The sequence below is a fragment of the Flavobacterium sp. Root420 genome, assembly GCF_001427905.1.
Taxonomy (GTDB): Bacteria; Bacteroidota; Bacteroidia; order Flavobacteriales; family Flavobacteriaceae; genus Flavobacterium.
In genome coordinates, this window is record NZ_LMEF01000030.1 from 200,416 (window position 1) to 213,785 (window position 13,370).

13 protein-coding genes and 4 tRNA genes are annotated in these 13,370 nt (G+C 37.0%); 6 read left to right on the forward strand and 11 right to left on the reverse strand.

The window, feature by feature from the left end:
* Positions 1–27: 27 nt before the first annotated feature.
* From ASC72_RS18265 to ASC72_RS18285, 5 genes are all read right to left on the reverse strand, one after another.
* On the reverse strand, positions 28–486 hold the full coding sequence (locus tag ASC72_RS18265; RefSeq protein WP_056194127.1) for a DUF3291 domain-containing protein: 459 nt from the start codon (positions 484–486) through the stop codon (positions 28–30).
* A 58-nt stretch (positions 487–544) separates the two neighbouring features.
* Positions 545–1,525, reverse strand: coding sequence for a zinc-dependent alcohol dehydrogenase family protein (locus ASC72_RS18270; RefSeq protein ID WP_056194130.1), 981 nt, complete (start codon positions 1,523–1,525; stop codon positions 545–547).
* A 15-nt stretch (positions 1,526–1,540) separates the two neighbouring features.
* Positions 1,541–1,819: a putative quinol monooxygenase gene (locus tag ASC72_RS18275; RefSeq protein ID WP_056194132.1), complete on the reverse strand. Its 279-nt coding sequence runs from the start codon at positions 1,817–1,819 to the stop codon at positions 1,541–1,543.
* Between the two features lie 11 nt (positions 1,820–1,830).
* Entirely contained in the window at positions 1,831–2,433 is a 603-nt protein-coding gene (locus ASC72_RS18280; RefSeq protein WP_056194136.1) for an NAD(P)H-dependent oxidoreductase, read from the reverse strand.
* Between the two features lie 124 nt (positions 2,434–2,557).
* Positions 2,558–3,544 carry an aldo/keto reductase gene (locus ASC72_RS18285; RefSeq protein ID WP_056194139.1) on the reverse strand — a complete coding sequence of 329 codons (987 nt, stop codon included), beginning with the start codon at positions 3,542–3,544 and terminating at the stop codon, positions 2,558–2,560.
* Positions 3,545–3,663: 119 nt separating this feature from the next.
* Here ASC72_RS18285 and ASC72_RS18290 point away from each other — a divergent pair, with 119 nt between their 5' ends.
* Positions 3,664–4,509: an AraC family transcriptional regulator gene (locus tag ASC72_RS18290; RefSeq protein WP_056194142.1), complete on the forward strand. Its 846-nt coding sequence runs from the start codon at positions 3,664–3,666 to the stop codon at positions 4,507–4,509.
* A gap of 199 nt (positions 4,510–4,708) precedes the next feature.
* Here the strand turns inward: ASC72_RS18290 and ASC72_RS18295 are convergent, their stop codons facing one another.
* Together ASC72_RS18295 and ASC72_RS18300 are read right to left on the reverse strand one after the other, a co-directional pair.
* Positions 4,709–5,470, reverse strand: a complete 762-nt coding sequence (locus tag ASC72_RS18295) for a C40 family peptidase (protein WP_056194145.1) — start codon at positions 5,468–5,470, stop codon at positions 4,709–4,711.
* A 68-nt stretch (positions 5,471–5,538) separates the two neighbouring features.
* Positions 5,539–6,717: an acetyl-CoA C-acyltransferase gene (locus ASC72_RS18300; protein ID WP_056194148.1), complete on the reverse strand. Its 1,179-nt coding sequence runs from the start codon at positions 6,715–6,717 to the stop codon at positions 5,539–5,541.
* A 239-nt stretch (positions 6,718–6,956) separates the two neighbouring features.
* Here ASC72_RS18300 and ASC72_RS18305 point away from each other — a divergent pair.
* The 4 genes from ASC72_RS18305 to ASC72_RS18320 all read left to right on the forward strand — a co-directional run bounded on the left by ASC72_RS18305 (position 6,957) and on the right by ASC72_RS18320 (position 7,359).
* Positions 6,957–7,040: transfer RNA gene (locus tag ASC72_RS18305), tRNA-Ser, on the forward strand.
* 15 nt (positions 7,041–7,055) lie between these two features.
* Positions 7,056–7,130, forward strand: a tRNA-Pro gene (locus ASC72_RS18310).
* Between the two features lie 31 nt (positions 7,131–7,161).
* Positions 7,162–7,235, forward strand: a tRNA-Arg gene (locus tag ASC72_RS18315).
* A gap of 48 nt (positions 7,236–7,283) precedes the next feature.
* Positions 7,284–7,359: transfer RNA gene (locus ASC72_RS18320), tRNA-Glu, on the forward strand.
* A gap of 118 nt (positions 7,360–7,477) precedes the next feature.
* Here ASC72_RS18320 and ASC72_RS18325 read toward each other — a convergent pair.
* The 4 genes from ASC72_RS18325 to ASC72_RS18340 all read right to left on the reverse strand — a co-directional run bounded on the left by ASC72_RS18325 (position 7,478) and on the right by ASC72_RS18340 (position 12,542).
* Entirely contained in the window at positions 7,478–9,736 is a 2,259-nt protein-coding gene (locus ASC72_RS18325) for an excinuclease ABC subunit UvrA (protein ID WP_056194153.1), read from the reverse strand.
* Between the two features lie 645 nt (positions 9,737–10,381).
* Positions 10,382–11,140 (reverse strand): SDR family NAD(P)-dependent oxidoreductase, encoded by a 759-nt coding sequence (locus tag ASC72_RS18330; RefSeq protein WP_056194156.1) that lies wholly within the window; start codon positions 11,138–11,140, stop codon positions 10,382–10,384.
* A 16-nt stretch (positions 11,141–11,156) separates the two neighbouring features.
* On the reverse strand, positions 11,157–11,921 hold the full coding sequence (locus tag ASC72_RS18335) for an SDR family NAD(P)-dependent oxidoreductase (protein ID WP_056194158.1): 765 nt from the start codon (positions 11,919–11,921) through the stop codon (positions 11,157–11,159).
* Positions 11,922–11,936: 15 nt separating this feature from the next.
* Positions 11,937–12,542: an NADPH-dependent F420 reductase gene (locus tag ASC72_RS18340; protein WP_117595815.1), complete on the reverse strand. Its 606-nt coding sequence runs from the start codon at positions 12,540–12,542 to the stop codon at positions 11,937–11,939.
* A 120-nt stretch (positions 12,543–12,662) separates the two neighbouring features.
* Between ASC72_RS18340 and ASC72_RS18345 the strand changes: the two genes are divergently transcribed.
* Complete coding sequence (locus ASC72_RS18345; RefSeq protein WP_056194161.1) at positions 12,663–13,046, forward strand: helix-turn-helix domain-containing protein; 384 nt, start codon at positions 12,663–12,665, stop codon at positions 13,044–13,046.
* Positions 13,047–13,370 lie beyond the last annotated feature (324 nt).

Sequence of the window (13,370 nt, forward strand, 5' to 3'; positions counted from 1 at the left end):
ATTCGTGAATTCGTGGCTAACAAAAAACTATACGTCAACTGGTACTGGATATTTGTTTCGAAGATCGAAAACTAATTCTGAAGGGCCATTTTTTTGAAGGTAATCTAATTTTTGTACGGCTTCTTCAAGTGTTGGAATATGTCCATTCGGGATCCACCACATTGCTGTAGCTGCTTTTCCGAATTTAAGAAACCATTCTTTACGGCGTCTTAAAAATTCGCTATGAAACGTTTTGTACATATAATGTTCTAAAGTCTCAATATTTTCCCAAACTGAAACATTTACAATAATCTGTTCGTCATTATACGGATTCAGATTTGTCGCATTGTAACTGTCATCTTTCAGTCTCCAGACAAAACCTTCGCTATCTTCGGCTAACTTGTTGACAAGGTCTAAATTATCTACAAATTCTTTCATGATCGGATCATTTATAGTGACTCCTTTCATTTTGGCAATATTAATTTCAGCAAGATGATAATTACTCATATTTGTATGTTTGAATAGGAAGCAAGTTAATCGTTTTTTGAGTAATTATTTTTAACGATTACGTTATATCTATAACAATTTTCCCAACTGATGAACCATCGCTAACGGCTTTGTGAGCTTCCATAGCATTGTCTAAAGTGAATTTTCGAGGATCAATAAGAGGTTTTAATTTTCCTTCTTCAATTAGTTTTGTAGCTTCTTCTAGAATATCTCCATGATGTTTTCTTCCTTCGCCACTAATCATCGGGTGTAAAACAAAAACGCCATGTAAACTTGCAGAACGCAGTGATCCTGTTGCTAAAGAATGTGTTCCAAAGGCGTAGCAACTCACAATTTGTCCATAATGACGAATGGCGCTAAAGGACTCGTCCAGCGATTGACTACCAACAGTATCGTAAATAATATCAAAACCTTTTCCGTCCGTATATTTATTTACATAGTCTTCAACGGTTTCTGTTTTATAATCAATTGGAGTTGCTCCAAATCCTTTTACAATGTCTGCTTTTTGAGACGATACAGTTGCATACACATCGGCACCAAAAATTTTGGCTAGCTGAACAACCATATGACCAACACCACCCGCCCCCGCGTGAACCAAAATTTTGTCGCCTTTTTTTACTTTTGCCCTGTCGATTAGACCTTCCCAGGCTGTCAGCAATACCAATGGAATTCCGGCAGCTTCTTTCATGGTTAAGTTTTTTGGTTTCTTAGCTAATAAGTCAGCGTCAACAGCTGTATATTCTGCTAAAGTTCCCTGAAGGCCTAAAACGCCACCGGCAAGTCCGTAGACTTCATCACCCACTTTAAATTCGGTAACGCCTTCGCCAATTTCTTCAATAACCCCTGCAAGATCAGTTCCTAAAATTGCTGGTAGTACAGGTGATGCATATGGAGAAAGTCCTAATCTAATTTTGTTGTCAATTGGGTTAACGCCACTTGCGTGTATTTTTACTAAAACTTCTCCTTTTTTCGGACTTGGTTTTGCGATTTCAGTAGTTACAAAATCGGATTCGTATGTATTTGTGAAAAGTACTTTCATTAGTTTTGTTTTTAATTAAAGTGTTTGAAACGTTTTATAAACCTGAATAGGCAAGGCGACTAAATTTTCGCTTTGTTTAATAAAATCCAGTAAATAAGATTGATTATTGTGAATGTCAAGACCAGCCTGATCTTTCCATTCTTCCCAAATGATAAAAATATTTTCGGTTGTATGCAGGTCGTAACGCACACAAGCAGCTTCTTTTCTGGTTTCGGTAACCAAATGATGAATCATGTTTCGAACTTGTTCGATGTTTTCCTGTTTACTTTTGATAATTGCGGTAATAGAGATCATGATTAAATGTATTAAGAATTAAGAATTTTTTCTAAATGCTTTGTATAATTTTCTTTAAAGATGTCAATGTTTTCGGCGGTAGCACCTTTTTCAACGTCGTGGAAATGGAAACTGTCTAGTTTTTCCATACCTACAAATTTATTCATTTTATGGAAACCAAACATAGCTCCTTCATCTACAGAAGTTTCTTCGAAGAATTCTCCCGGAAGTGTAAAAGCAGTTGCAGGCGCATTCCAGCTTGTGGTTAGTATGTATTTACGACCGTGTAATTGTCCGCCGGTTCCATAATTTATATCCGGATTTGTTCTCGTTCTTCCGTCGCTTTTGTAAATTCCTTTGTTGTGGCCGGCTGTAAAAACGTCGTCGATGTATTTTTTGAAAAGGTTTGGTAATTGAAACCACCAAACGGGTGTATGATATACTACAACATCGGCCCAAACGAATTTTTTGACTTCATCATCGAGATCAAAATCTTGTTTGATGTCGGTTGTTTTTATTTCGAATTGCTTACTGTTTGTTAGGTATTCGATTGTCCAATCGGTAACGGTTTGATTAAATTTCCCACCTGAATGAGCGAAATTTTGACTTCCGTTGATGATAAATATTTTTTTCATGTCTTTAATCTTCTTATGAAATTTTGAGTGTGAGGGATAGAGGCGGTATCCTTTTGTGCAGTGGAACGGAACAAAAGATATAGCCGAAAGCCCGACCCGGAGGGACACACCCTAATTATTCTTATTATTTTACTTTTGAAATAGCCTGATCAATGAAATCTAATTCGGAACCAGATAAATCAAAATCCATTGCTTTTGCATTTGAAATCGCTTGTTCTGCATTTCTTGCTCCGGCCAAAACGATTGTGATTCCTTTTTGTAAAGTAGTCCAGCGTAAAACCAATTGAGAAATCGAAATGTGTTTTGCATTTGCTAATGAACTCAATTCTTCAACCAAAGTTTTTACTTTTTGAAGATCGAATTGTCCGAAATAGCCATTTCTATGATCGTTGTCTTTTAGTTTGCTGTCTGTGAAATATTTTCCGGTTAATAAACCTCTTTCCATTGGACTATAAGCGATAATTCCGATGCTTTCTGCAAGGGTTAACGGAATCAAATCGGTTTCGATTTTGCGATTCAGCATACTAAACGGAACCTGGTTGGAGGCTAACTGAATTGTTTTTTGCGCTTCCTGAATTTGAGATACGCTATAATTGCTAACTCCGGCTGCTCTGATTTTCCCTTGTTCAATTAAAGTTTCTAAGGCTTCCATTGTTTCCTGAATTGGAGTAGTGGAGTCCGGCCAGTGAATTTGTAACAAGTCAATATAATCGGTTTGAAGACGTTTAAGGCTTTCTTCCACTTCTTTAACAATGTTGCTTTTTGAGGCGTATTTATAAATTGGAATTTTCTTTCCGTTATCATCGGCATCGAAAAAGAAATCGCCTTTTCCGTTATTGCTTCCGTCCCAAACCAAACCAAATTTGGTTAATAATTGCACTTTCGAACGATCTTGTGTTTTTAAGGCTTCACCAATCATTTCTTCGCTTAAACCAAATCCGTAAAAAGGAGCAGTGTCGATTGTGGTCACGCCGTTGTCGATTGACGCATGAATAGAAGCGATTGAATCTGCTTTTTCGTTTCCGCCCCACATGTTTCCGCCAATGGCAAATGCGCCGTATGTAATAGTTGATAATTCAAGTTCGGTATTGCCTAATTTTCTATATTCCATAATGTTGTATTTTTAAATCTTAAATTTCACTTGGCAAAATTATACCATTTTTAAGAGTGTTAACTTGTATATATTTGTCTTTTTTATGTAGATTTGCAACTTCAAATAATTTACACCTCATGAAAAAAGAAAATTTATACGAGCCGTTTACCGTTTCCTTTGAAACTCTGGATGAATATCCGGATGTTGGAGATCGTCATAATTTCTTCGAATTGGTTTATATTTTGGGAGGAACCGGAAGACAATGCATCAACAAAAATATTTTTGAATATGATGCCGGGCATATGTTTTTATTGACGCCTGAAGATTGCCATAATTTTACGATTGAGACGAAAACGAAGTTTTTCTTTTTGAGATTCAATGATATTTATTTGAAAAACTCAAGTTTACAAAATGAAAATATTCAGCGTTTAGAATATATTTTGCAGAATGCGAATCATCAGCCAGGTTGTATTTTGAAGAATCAGGCCGATAAATGTTTGGTAAAAGTAATGGTAGAAGCCATTATTCGGGAACATCAGGATAAAGATGTTTATAATAAAGAACTGATTCAGCAATTGGTCAATACATTGATTATTGTTGTTGCCCGAAATATTGCGAAGTATTTGCCAGAGCAGGTAAATATTGGTTGTGAGGCAAAAGCAATGGATATTTTGCAATATATTCAGAATAATATTTATTATCCCGAAAGAATAAAAGCAGAATCATTAAGTGAGTATTTCGGAATTTCGAATACGTATTTGGGACGTTATTTTAAGAAACATGCTAACGAAACCATGCAACAGTATATCAGCAATTATAAAACGAAACTGATCGAACATCGTTTGCAGTTCAGCGATAAACGGATCAATGAAATTGCTTATGAATTCGGCTTTACGGATGAAAGTCACTTTAATAAATTCTTTAAGAAACAAAGAGGGAATAGTCCTTCGGAGTTTAGGAAGACGATACGAATTAGTGCGTGATAAATTGGCACGCGGATGACGCGGATTCGCAAGCGAAAACACGGATTATCGCGGATTTTTTTTTTTGGCCACAGATTAAGGGATTAAAATGATTTTTTTAATCTGTGTGAATTTGTGGTAGAAATTTTTTAGCCACAGATTAATGGATTAAAATGGTTTTTTAATCTGTGTAAATCTGTGCAATCAGTGGCAGAAAAAACTAAATAATCTTTTTAATTACACGCAGTTTATGCGTGTGTTTATTCAATTCGGGATTGTAAATTCCTAAGTGGTCTAAACGGTCAATACGAACTTTTCCACTGGCGTGAATGATGTAATTATTGTCCATAATGATTCCGACATGGATGATGTTTCCTTCGTCATTGTCGAAAAAGGCAAGATCACCTGCTTCGCTTTCTTCAATAAAACTTAAAGGTTCTCCGTCAAGTGCTTGCTGTGACGCATCACGATGAATTTTGTAGCCGTTTAATTTATAAACCATTTGAGTAAAACCGGAACAATCAATACCAAAAGGTGTTTTTCCGCCCCAAAGATAAGGTGCGTTCAAATACATAAAAGCGGTATTTATTAAAGCACTTTTTGGTTTGACTCCACTGGTTTTTGTGCCTTCGAAATCAAAGTTTGAGGTATTGATTTCGCTATTGTTTAAAAAGGTAAGGGAAGCGCCAAGCGGAATTGGCAATAATAAATTTTCCGGAGCTGTGATATAATCTATCAAATCAGCATTTAGAATAATAGCTTCTTTGCTTAACTGATTGTAATTTGCTTCTGAAATTACCTGATATTGTTTGGAATCTACCCAGCCTTCATAATCATCAAACTGGATCTTTATTAGGGCCCACTGATTTTGGCGTTCTAAAATTTCGATGTGCTCGCCAAACAAAAGTTGTGTAACGATTTCACTTCTGTCACTTGGTTCAGATCGAACGGGTACTATGGCGAGATTGCAAATTCCGAACATTTAGGGTAATTTATAAGTTGAAAGATTAGGAGTTATTTACAACAACTCCTAATTTAAGGTAATATTATTTAAGCTCTTTCGATAACAATTGCCGAAGCACCTCCACCGCCATTGCAAATTGCGGCAGCACCGGTTTTAGCATTGTTTTGTTCTAAAACATTCAGTAAAGTTACAATGATTCTGGCTCCCGAGCATCCAAGAGGATGTCCTAATGAAACAGCGCCTCCATTTACGTTTACTTTATCGTTATCTAAGTTAAGAATTTTTGAATTAGCTAAACCAACAACTGCAAAAGCTTCGTTGAATTCGAAATAATCGACATCTCCAATTGCGATTCCAGCTTTGTCTAATGCTTTTGGTAATGCTTTTGCCGGGCTTGTGGTAAACCATTTTGGTTCCTGAGCAGCATCTGCATAACTTTTTATATAGGCAAGAGGTTTTAATCCTAATGCGTTTGCTTTTTCTTCAGACATTAAAACTAAAGCAGCAGCTCCATCGTTTATTGTCGAGGCATTAGCCGCAGTAACAGTTCCGTCTTTTGTAAAAACAGCTGCTAATGAAGGAATCTTGTCCAATTTTACATTAGTGTATTCTTCGTCTTTAGAAACGATAATTGGCTCACCACGTCTTTGTGGAACTTCGACAGGAACAATTTCGTTGTTGAATTTTCCGGCATCCCAGGCTTTTGCGCTTCTCTCATACGATTGAATGGCATAATTGTCCTGTTCTTCACGGCTGATGTTGTATTCAGACGCACATAAATCAGCGCAAACTCCCATTGCGTTGTTATCGTAAGCATCTGTCAAACCATCTTTTTGCATTCCGTCAAGCATTGTTGCAGGTCCGAATTTTGTTCCGTTACGCATTTGTACGTAATGCGGAATCAAACTCATGTTTTCCATTCCTCCGGCAACTACAATTTCTGCATCGCCACAAGCGATAGCCTGTGCTGCGAACATTACAGCTTTCATTCCGGAAGCACAAACTTTGTTTACAGTTGTAGCAGCAACTTCTTCAGACAAACCGGCAAAAAGTGCCGCCTGACGTGCGGGAGCTTGTCCAACTCCTGCCTGAACAACGTTGCCCATAAAAACTTCATCAACTAATTTTGGGTCTAGGTTAATTTTTTGAAGTGCGCCTTTTATAGCGGCAGCACCTAATTTTGGTGCGGGTACGGTAGATAACCCTCCCATGAAACTTCCGATAGGTGTTCTAACGGCAGAAACGATAACAACTCTTTTGTTCATTTTCTGTGTAATATTAGTTAATCAAGCAAATTTACTCTTTATTTGAATAATTTCAAATTTTGTATCAATTCGATTGAGTTTTAAGTTTAAATGAATTTTTTGTTAATTCTATTCGTTTGATTGTGAAGTGGTTTAAAAAAAAGATTGAAAAAAGATAAAAAAAAGCGCAAAAATAGTTGTGAGAAATATAATGTTGACTTACATTTGCAACCGCAAAACAGGACACGTTCCTTGAGCTTGGAGAGGTGCCAGAGCGGTAATGGAGCAGATTGCTAATCTGTCGACGGGTAACCGTCGCCAGGGTTCGAGTCCCTGTCTCTCCGCTTAATTTTTGCTTTCGGGGTGTAGCGTAGCCCGGTTATCGCGCCTGCTTTGGGAGCAGGAGGCCGCAGGTTCGAATCCTGCCACCCCGACAGAAACTTTGCCATAAGTTTTAAAACAAATGGACGCATAGCTCAGCTGGATAGAGCACCTGCCTTCTAAGCAGGCGGTCGAAGGTTCGAATCCTTCTGCGTTCACGAAAAGCCACTCATTTGAGTGGCTTTTTTGTTTTGTATTGGTTTTTAGTGCGCATCGCTTAGCTGGATAGAGCATCCCGATTTTCAATCGGGACGGGCGAAAGTTCAAATCCTTCTGCGTTCATATTACAGTCCAAATCAGAAAAAACCGTATTTGGACTGTTTTTTTAACTTGTAAATTCATGGTATTGCTAATAAAATGGAAGAAGCCGTTTCACAAGCAACTTATGAACGGCTTCTTATTATTTTCCTTTACCTAAATGTTGCCTTAAATATTCTGCCGTTATGGAAACCATGTCTTTCAATAAGTCTGAAACTGTTCCGATAAACAAAATATTTCCTCCGTACTTACCCGCACCGGGACCAATATCAATAATCCAATCTGCCTGAGCAATAACCTCAAGATTATGTTCTATAACGATTAGGGTATAATTATTGTCAACCAAATTATCCATAAAATTTAAGAGCTTTTGGGTATCACTTGGATGTAACCCTGTGCTTGGTTCATCAAGAACGATTATTTTATTGGAATGTTTCAATTCTTTGGTCAATTTCAGACGTTGTCTTTCCCCGGCTGAGAAACTGTCCAGCCGTTGCCCCAAAGTAAGGTAGCCTAAACCTAATTTAAGCAACATATCAAAGGATTTGTGATACAATTCATCGGGGAAAAAATCAATAGCTTCCTCAACGGTCATATCCATTGTCTCTACAATATTTTTATTGTTATAAAAATACTTTAAGACCTGTGGTTTAAAACCCGAACCTCCGCAAACTTCACATGGTTGTTCTATGTCATCCATAAATGCCAGATCAATTTTTTCCACTCCAATTCCTTTACAATTTTTGCAAGCTCCCTCACTATTTCTACTAAAAAGTTTATCGGACACATTGTTTGCTTTTGCAAATCGTTTTCTTATATCATCAGATAAGTTTAAATATGTAAGCAGATTGGAGCGTATACTTGTGGCGAATAAAGACTGGTCAATAATTGTTATTTCAGGATAAAATTTAGGAAGTACTTTATTAATCAATGTACTTTTACCTGAACCTGCAACTCCTGTAACTACCGTCATTACGTTTTGAGGGATTTTTACATTGATGTTTTTAAGATTATATAGATTACCATTTTCAATTTCCAAATATCCTTTTGCACTTCTTGTTTTGTTGTTAATTTCAGATACTTTTGCAAAGTATAAACCAGTTTTTCCCTTTGACTTTTCTAATCCCTCAAATGTACCTTGATAAATAATTTCTCCACCATTTTTCCCTGATTGTGGCCCCATATCAATGACCCAATCAGCGATTTTAATCAAATCAGGGTCGTGTTCAACAATTAAAACTGTATTGCTTTTATCTCTTATCTGTTTAATAATTGAAGCGATGTTTTGTAAATCCTTTGGATGGAGTCCTATGCTCGGCTCATCAAAAATATAGAGTAAGTCCGTCAGGTTATTCCCAAGGTTTCTTACCATTTTTATTCTTTGGCTTTCTCCGCCCGAAAGTGTATCTGTTCTTCTGTCCAATGTCAAATATTGTAATCCTATATTGACGATGTTTAGAAGTTTCTTTTTAAGTTCAATAAGAATTATTTCAAAAGTTTGGGATTGTATGGAACTGACAAACTCTAAAAGCTCATCTATCGAAAGTGCTGTACAGTCGGCAATATTTTTATTATTAATTTTACAGGACAAAATTTTATCATTCAATCTTTTACCCTGACAGACTGGGCAAGGCTTTGTTATAATAATATTTTTCAATGCCTCTTTTCGGGCGATATTCTCCTTTGATTGTTTCTTTAGAAATGCTTTCTCAATTCTGGGGATTATTCCTTCATATTTTGCTGTTTTCCACCAGTCCTTATCGGGGTTCTTAGGCTTGTGTTCAGAAGCGTTCAGAAGCATTTCCCATTCTTCTAAAGTATAGTTTCCCAGCTTTTTATCATTATCAAAATAACCTGACTGTGTATATCTCGTTAAACGCCAACCACCAGGCTGAAAAGTTGGGAATGCTATTGCACCCTCATTCAAAGATTTCTGTTTATCTATGAGAGCATCTACTTTAACCGTCTGTACAAAACCAAGCCCCTCACATTCCCGACACATTCCCAAAGGATTATTGAATGAAAACACATTGGAATATCCTACAAACGGCTTTCCCATTCGGGAAAAAAGTAGTCTTAAAGAAGCATACACATCTGTGACTGTTCCTACGGTTGACCTTGCACTTCCACCTAATCTTTTTTGGTTGATGATAATGGGAACATTCAAGTTTTCAATTTTATCTACTTCCGGAACTCCAATATGTTGCAAGCGATTTCTTATAAAACTGCCTTGTGTTTCGTTGAACTGACGTTGCGCTTCCGCTCCGATTGTTTCGAAAACCAAAGACGATTTCCCCGAACCCGAAACACCCGTAAAAACAGTAATCTGATTTTTGGGTATCTGTACAGAAATATTCTTCAGATTGTTTTGCCTTGCGTTTGTTATGATAATATTTTTCATGTTTATTAACTATGATAACAGCTAAAACGGGATGATTGAGATATTCGGTAGCTCCATTCAGATTTTTGATGGCTCATGTTATTTTTTTTACTTCCAGTTTGCCGCTTCCTTTAGTAAATCAATTTTTTTTTGTTATTGCCTAATCAAAATCCCATATTTTCTTTATACATCATTAAACATTCATAGTATTAACATGAAAAAATTATGATGCGTTGGTACATCAGATAACAGCGGCAGTTTTTATTTGTTTTATAATCATGGCTTCCTGACAAGACCTGACCAATCTCATTATGAAATTAAAATATTTCCAGCGGAATGTTTTTAACTATAACAAAATTTTAACGCATAACGACCTGGGGCTAATGGGGCACAAACAGAGGAAGTTGTCTATATAACAGAGGTGAGATGAAATACAAAAAAAGCGGAATACAGCAATGCCACACCCGCTCTTTTAACACTCTGTTAGTCCAGGTAAAAATACCTGTGTAATTTTCAAATTAGCGTGATGTATAGTAAAAAAATCCCTGCTTCCGGAGAAACAAGGATTTGAAAGAAAATTATATTTTGAAACAATTATTTTAATATGTAGTTAGTGGAACCAAGCGCTAATTGGTACATTGTCTTTCGTTTTTCAGGATTATGAATTTAAAACCCATACATACCACCCGAAACGGAAATTTGCTCTCCCGTAATCCACGCTGCATCATCGGAAGCAAGAAATACGGCAACTTTCGCAATATCTTCTGGCTGCCCTCTACGGCCAAGCGGTGTATTGGCAATAAACATTTTTTCGTACTCACTGCCAGGGGTAACACCGGCACTAGTTGCACCTTCTGTCTCTGTAGCGCCCGGCAAAATAGAATTGATACGGACTTTTTTTGTACCCAGTTCTTTCGACAAGGAAATCGTTATGGCATCTAATGCCGCTTTGGTTGCAGAGTACAAAGAGACTCCCGCCATCGGAGATTTGCTTGCACCCGAACTGATGTTGATGATAGTACCGCCCTTATCTGCAAACAGTTTTAAAGATGCCTGAATAGTAAGTATAGCCCCCAAAACATTGACGTTGAAATGCTGATGAAAAGCCTCTGGCGATGCCTGTTCAATAGGTAAAAATTGCTGAAAGACCGCATTGTTTACCAAAATGTCTAACGTGCCAAAAGCGTTCCTTGTTTCTTCAAACAGCCTGACTACATCGGCTTCTTTTGATACATCGGCCTGTACCGAAATGGCTATGCCTCCATTGTCGGTTATGGCTTTCACCACTTTATCTGCTCCTTCTTTGCTTGAAGCATAATTTACAACAACCTTTGCGCCTTCTTCAGCAAAGTGTTTGGCGATAGAGGCACCTATTCCTTTTGATGCACCTGTAACTACAGCTACTTTATTTTTTAATTTACTCATTTTAAAATTATTTTAATTATTTAGACAAATAGGTCATACCGCCATCAACAAGGAGTTCAGCACCAAGTATAAACGAGGAATCATCAGAAGCAAGGAATACCGCAGTTTTGCCAATGTCAGAGGGTTGCCCAATTCTGCCTATCGGCATAACATCTGCCCAGTATTTTTTTACAGCTTCAAGTTGTTCGGCAGGAACAAACTTGTCAAATACGGGTGTATCGGTTGTGCCTGGTGATATTACATTTGCTCTAATTCTTCTACTTAAAAGATCGTTTGAAAATCCTTTTGCAAAATGAATAACAGCCGCCTTGGTAGCACCATAAAGTGAAAATGATGTATATGCCCGATGTGCTGCATTTGATCCGATAAGAATAATAGAACCACCATCGTTCATATAAGGAAGTCCTTTATGTACAGTGAAGTAAACACTTTTCAGGTTTAAGTCCATAGTTTTGTCATAGTCGGCTTCGCCAATATCTGCCACAGAACCAAATGCTGCTCCTGTAACTGCACCGCCTGCGTTGGCTACAATCACATCTATTTTACCAAATTTTTCAGCTGTTGTTGCAAACACTCTTTCCAGGTCGGCAAGATTGGTTACATCGGCATTTATGGCTATAAAATTATCTCCAAGTTGGGCCACAGAACTATCTAAAGTTTCCTGATTTCTGCCGACAATAACCCCTACGGCACCTTCGTTTTTAAATGCTTCAGCAATACCAAACCCGATACCGCTATTGCCGCCTGTAATTACGGTTACTTTGTTTTTTAATTTACTCATTATTTTAGTTTTAAATTATTTTTTTAATTTGATAAGATTTAATGTTGGTAATGATCCACCAGGGAATCGCTGCAATTTTCCGCCTTCGTGCAGTGTGCCTAAATCAATACCAGCAAATCCGATTCGATTAATTATGCCTGATACAACATCTTTTGCATCGTCATAATTTCCTGAATAAAAAATAACCCTGTTTCCATTAGCAACTTGTGGATTTTCTGCCAACACATTTGCATATAAAGTATTAAAAGCTTTAACCACTTTTGCACCTTTTGCCCATTGGCTTACTACTTCGCTGGATGTTTTCGAGCCCGGTTCTGCCAATACAAATTCTGGTAAACTAGCATTTGTAACATCTATGAGGATTTTGCCTTCTAATAAAATGTTAGATAATGCCTCCTGAGCGTGTTCCCATCGCACTGCAAGAAATACTACATCGCCTTGGGCTGCTTCCTGCACCGAACCTGCGGTAATATTGCCACCGATTTGTTTTATTTTTTCTGTAAGTGTATCGGCACCACGGCTGTTGCTGATAATTACTTGGTAACCTGCTTCAGTTAAGTGGTTTGCGAGTGTTGTGCCGATAGCTCCGGCACCGATAATTCCTATTTTCATTTTATACATTTTAATTGTTAAAACTATTTTATTACTTTTGTTTCACAAAGATACTATTGATAGTATCTTTGTGAAACAGCGAATACGTCAAACTAGTTACTTTGAAGTAACTAAAAAATTAAAAGTGTTATGAGAGATCAAAGATTTTTCGCCGCAGAATGTCCTATGACCAGGGCTATGGTATCTTTAGGCAGCAAATGGAAACCCATTATTATTCACACTATCCATACCAGAAAAATTAGGTTTGGACAGTTGGATGCGATTATTCCGTTAATTACAAGGAAAGTGCTGACACAGCAATTAAATGAACTGGAAGAAGACGGAATTTTGCTTAGGGAAGAGTTTATAGAACTGCCGCCCCGCGTTGAATATTCGCTTACAGAAAAAGGATTGGCTTTATTGCCGATCTTAAAATCTGTTTGTGAGTGGAATGTGTTTTATGAAAACACCAAAATGTGCGACCTTAAAAAATTGGAGCCGGAAAGTAGGAAAGAAAAAAAGAAAAAGATTTAATCCTTTTTATCCAAACGTACCAAATATCCTTCGTTTCTGGCTAAACAGTATCTGACACATGAATTTGGTAAAAAACTGCTGTAAATATTGAATCGGTGGAAGGCTTAAATAGTACAGTCTTGATCAATAATGTCGGTATGGGATCCATTTATTCATTAGTATATCAGAATGTTGAGGAAATAGATCAGACTATAACAGTAAGTACTAAATAAGAACATACGATTTGAATTTTTTATTTACTGATTTGCATACACGAAATAAAAGTTTAATTTTACCTTATTATATATTGCCTTCCCGCTTGTCATTGACAAATAATCCTTCCTA

What these genes read in the sequence shown, in the direction of transcription:
- ASC72_RS18265 (WP_056194127.1), bottom strand. Translation starts at nt 486, where the DNA reads ATGAGTAATTATCATCTTGCTGAAATTAATATTGCCAAAATGAAAGGA.
- ASC72_RS18280 (WP_056194136.1), bottom strand. Translation starts at nt 2,433, where the DNA reads ATGAAAAAAATATTTATCATCAACGGAAGTCAAAATTTCGCTCATTCA.
- ASC72_RS18345 (WP_056194161.1), top strand. Translation starts at nt 12,663, where the DNA reads ATGAGAGATCAAAGATTTTTCGCCGCAGAATGTCCTATGACCAGGGCT.
- ASC72_RS18275 (WP_056194132.1), bottom strand. Translation starts at nt 1,819, where the DNA reads ATGATCTCTATTACCGCAATTATCAAAAGTAAACAGGAAAACATCGAA.
- ASC72_RS18290 (WP_056194142.1), top strand. Translation starts at nt 3,664, where the DNA reads ATGAAAAAAGAAAATTTATACGAGCCGTTTACCGTTTCCTTTGAAACT.
- ASC72_RS18295 (WP_056194145.1), bottom strand. Translation starts at nt 5,470, where the DNA reads ATGTTCGGAATTTGCAATCTCGCCATAGTACCCGTTCGATCTGAACCA.
- ASC72_RS18285 (WP_056194139.1), bottom strand. Translation starts at nt 3,544, where the DNA reads ATGGAATATAGAAAATTAGGCAATACCGAACTTGAATTATCAACTATT.
- ASC72_RS18340 (WP_117595815.1), bottom strand. Translation starts at nt 12,542, where the DNA reads ATGTATAAAATGAAAATAGGAATTATCGGTGCCGGAGCTATCGGCACA.
- ASC72_RS18270 (WP_056194130.1), bottom strand. Translation starts at nt 1,525, where the DNA reads ATGAAAGTACTTTTCACAAATACATACGAATCCGATTTTGTAACTACT.
- ASC72_RS18325 (WP_056194153.1), bottom strand. Translation starts at nt 9,736, where the DNA reads ATGAAAAATATTATCATAACAAACGCAAGGCAAAACAATCTGAAGAAT.
- ASC72_RS18300 (WP_056194148.1), bottom strand. Translation starts at nt 6,717, where the DNA reads ATGAACAAAAGAGTTGTTATCGTTTCTGCCGTTAGAACACCTATCGGA.
- ASC72_RS18335 (WP_056194158.1), bottom strand. Translation starts at nt 11,921, where the DNA reads ATGAGTAAATTAAAAAACAAAGTAACCGTAATTACAGGCGGCAATAGC.
- ASC72_RS18330 (WP_056194156.1), bottom strand. Translation starts at nt 11,140, where the DNA reads ATGAGTAAATTAAAAAATAAAGTAGCTGTAGTTACAGGTGCATCAAAA.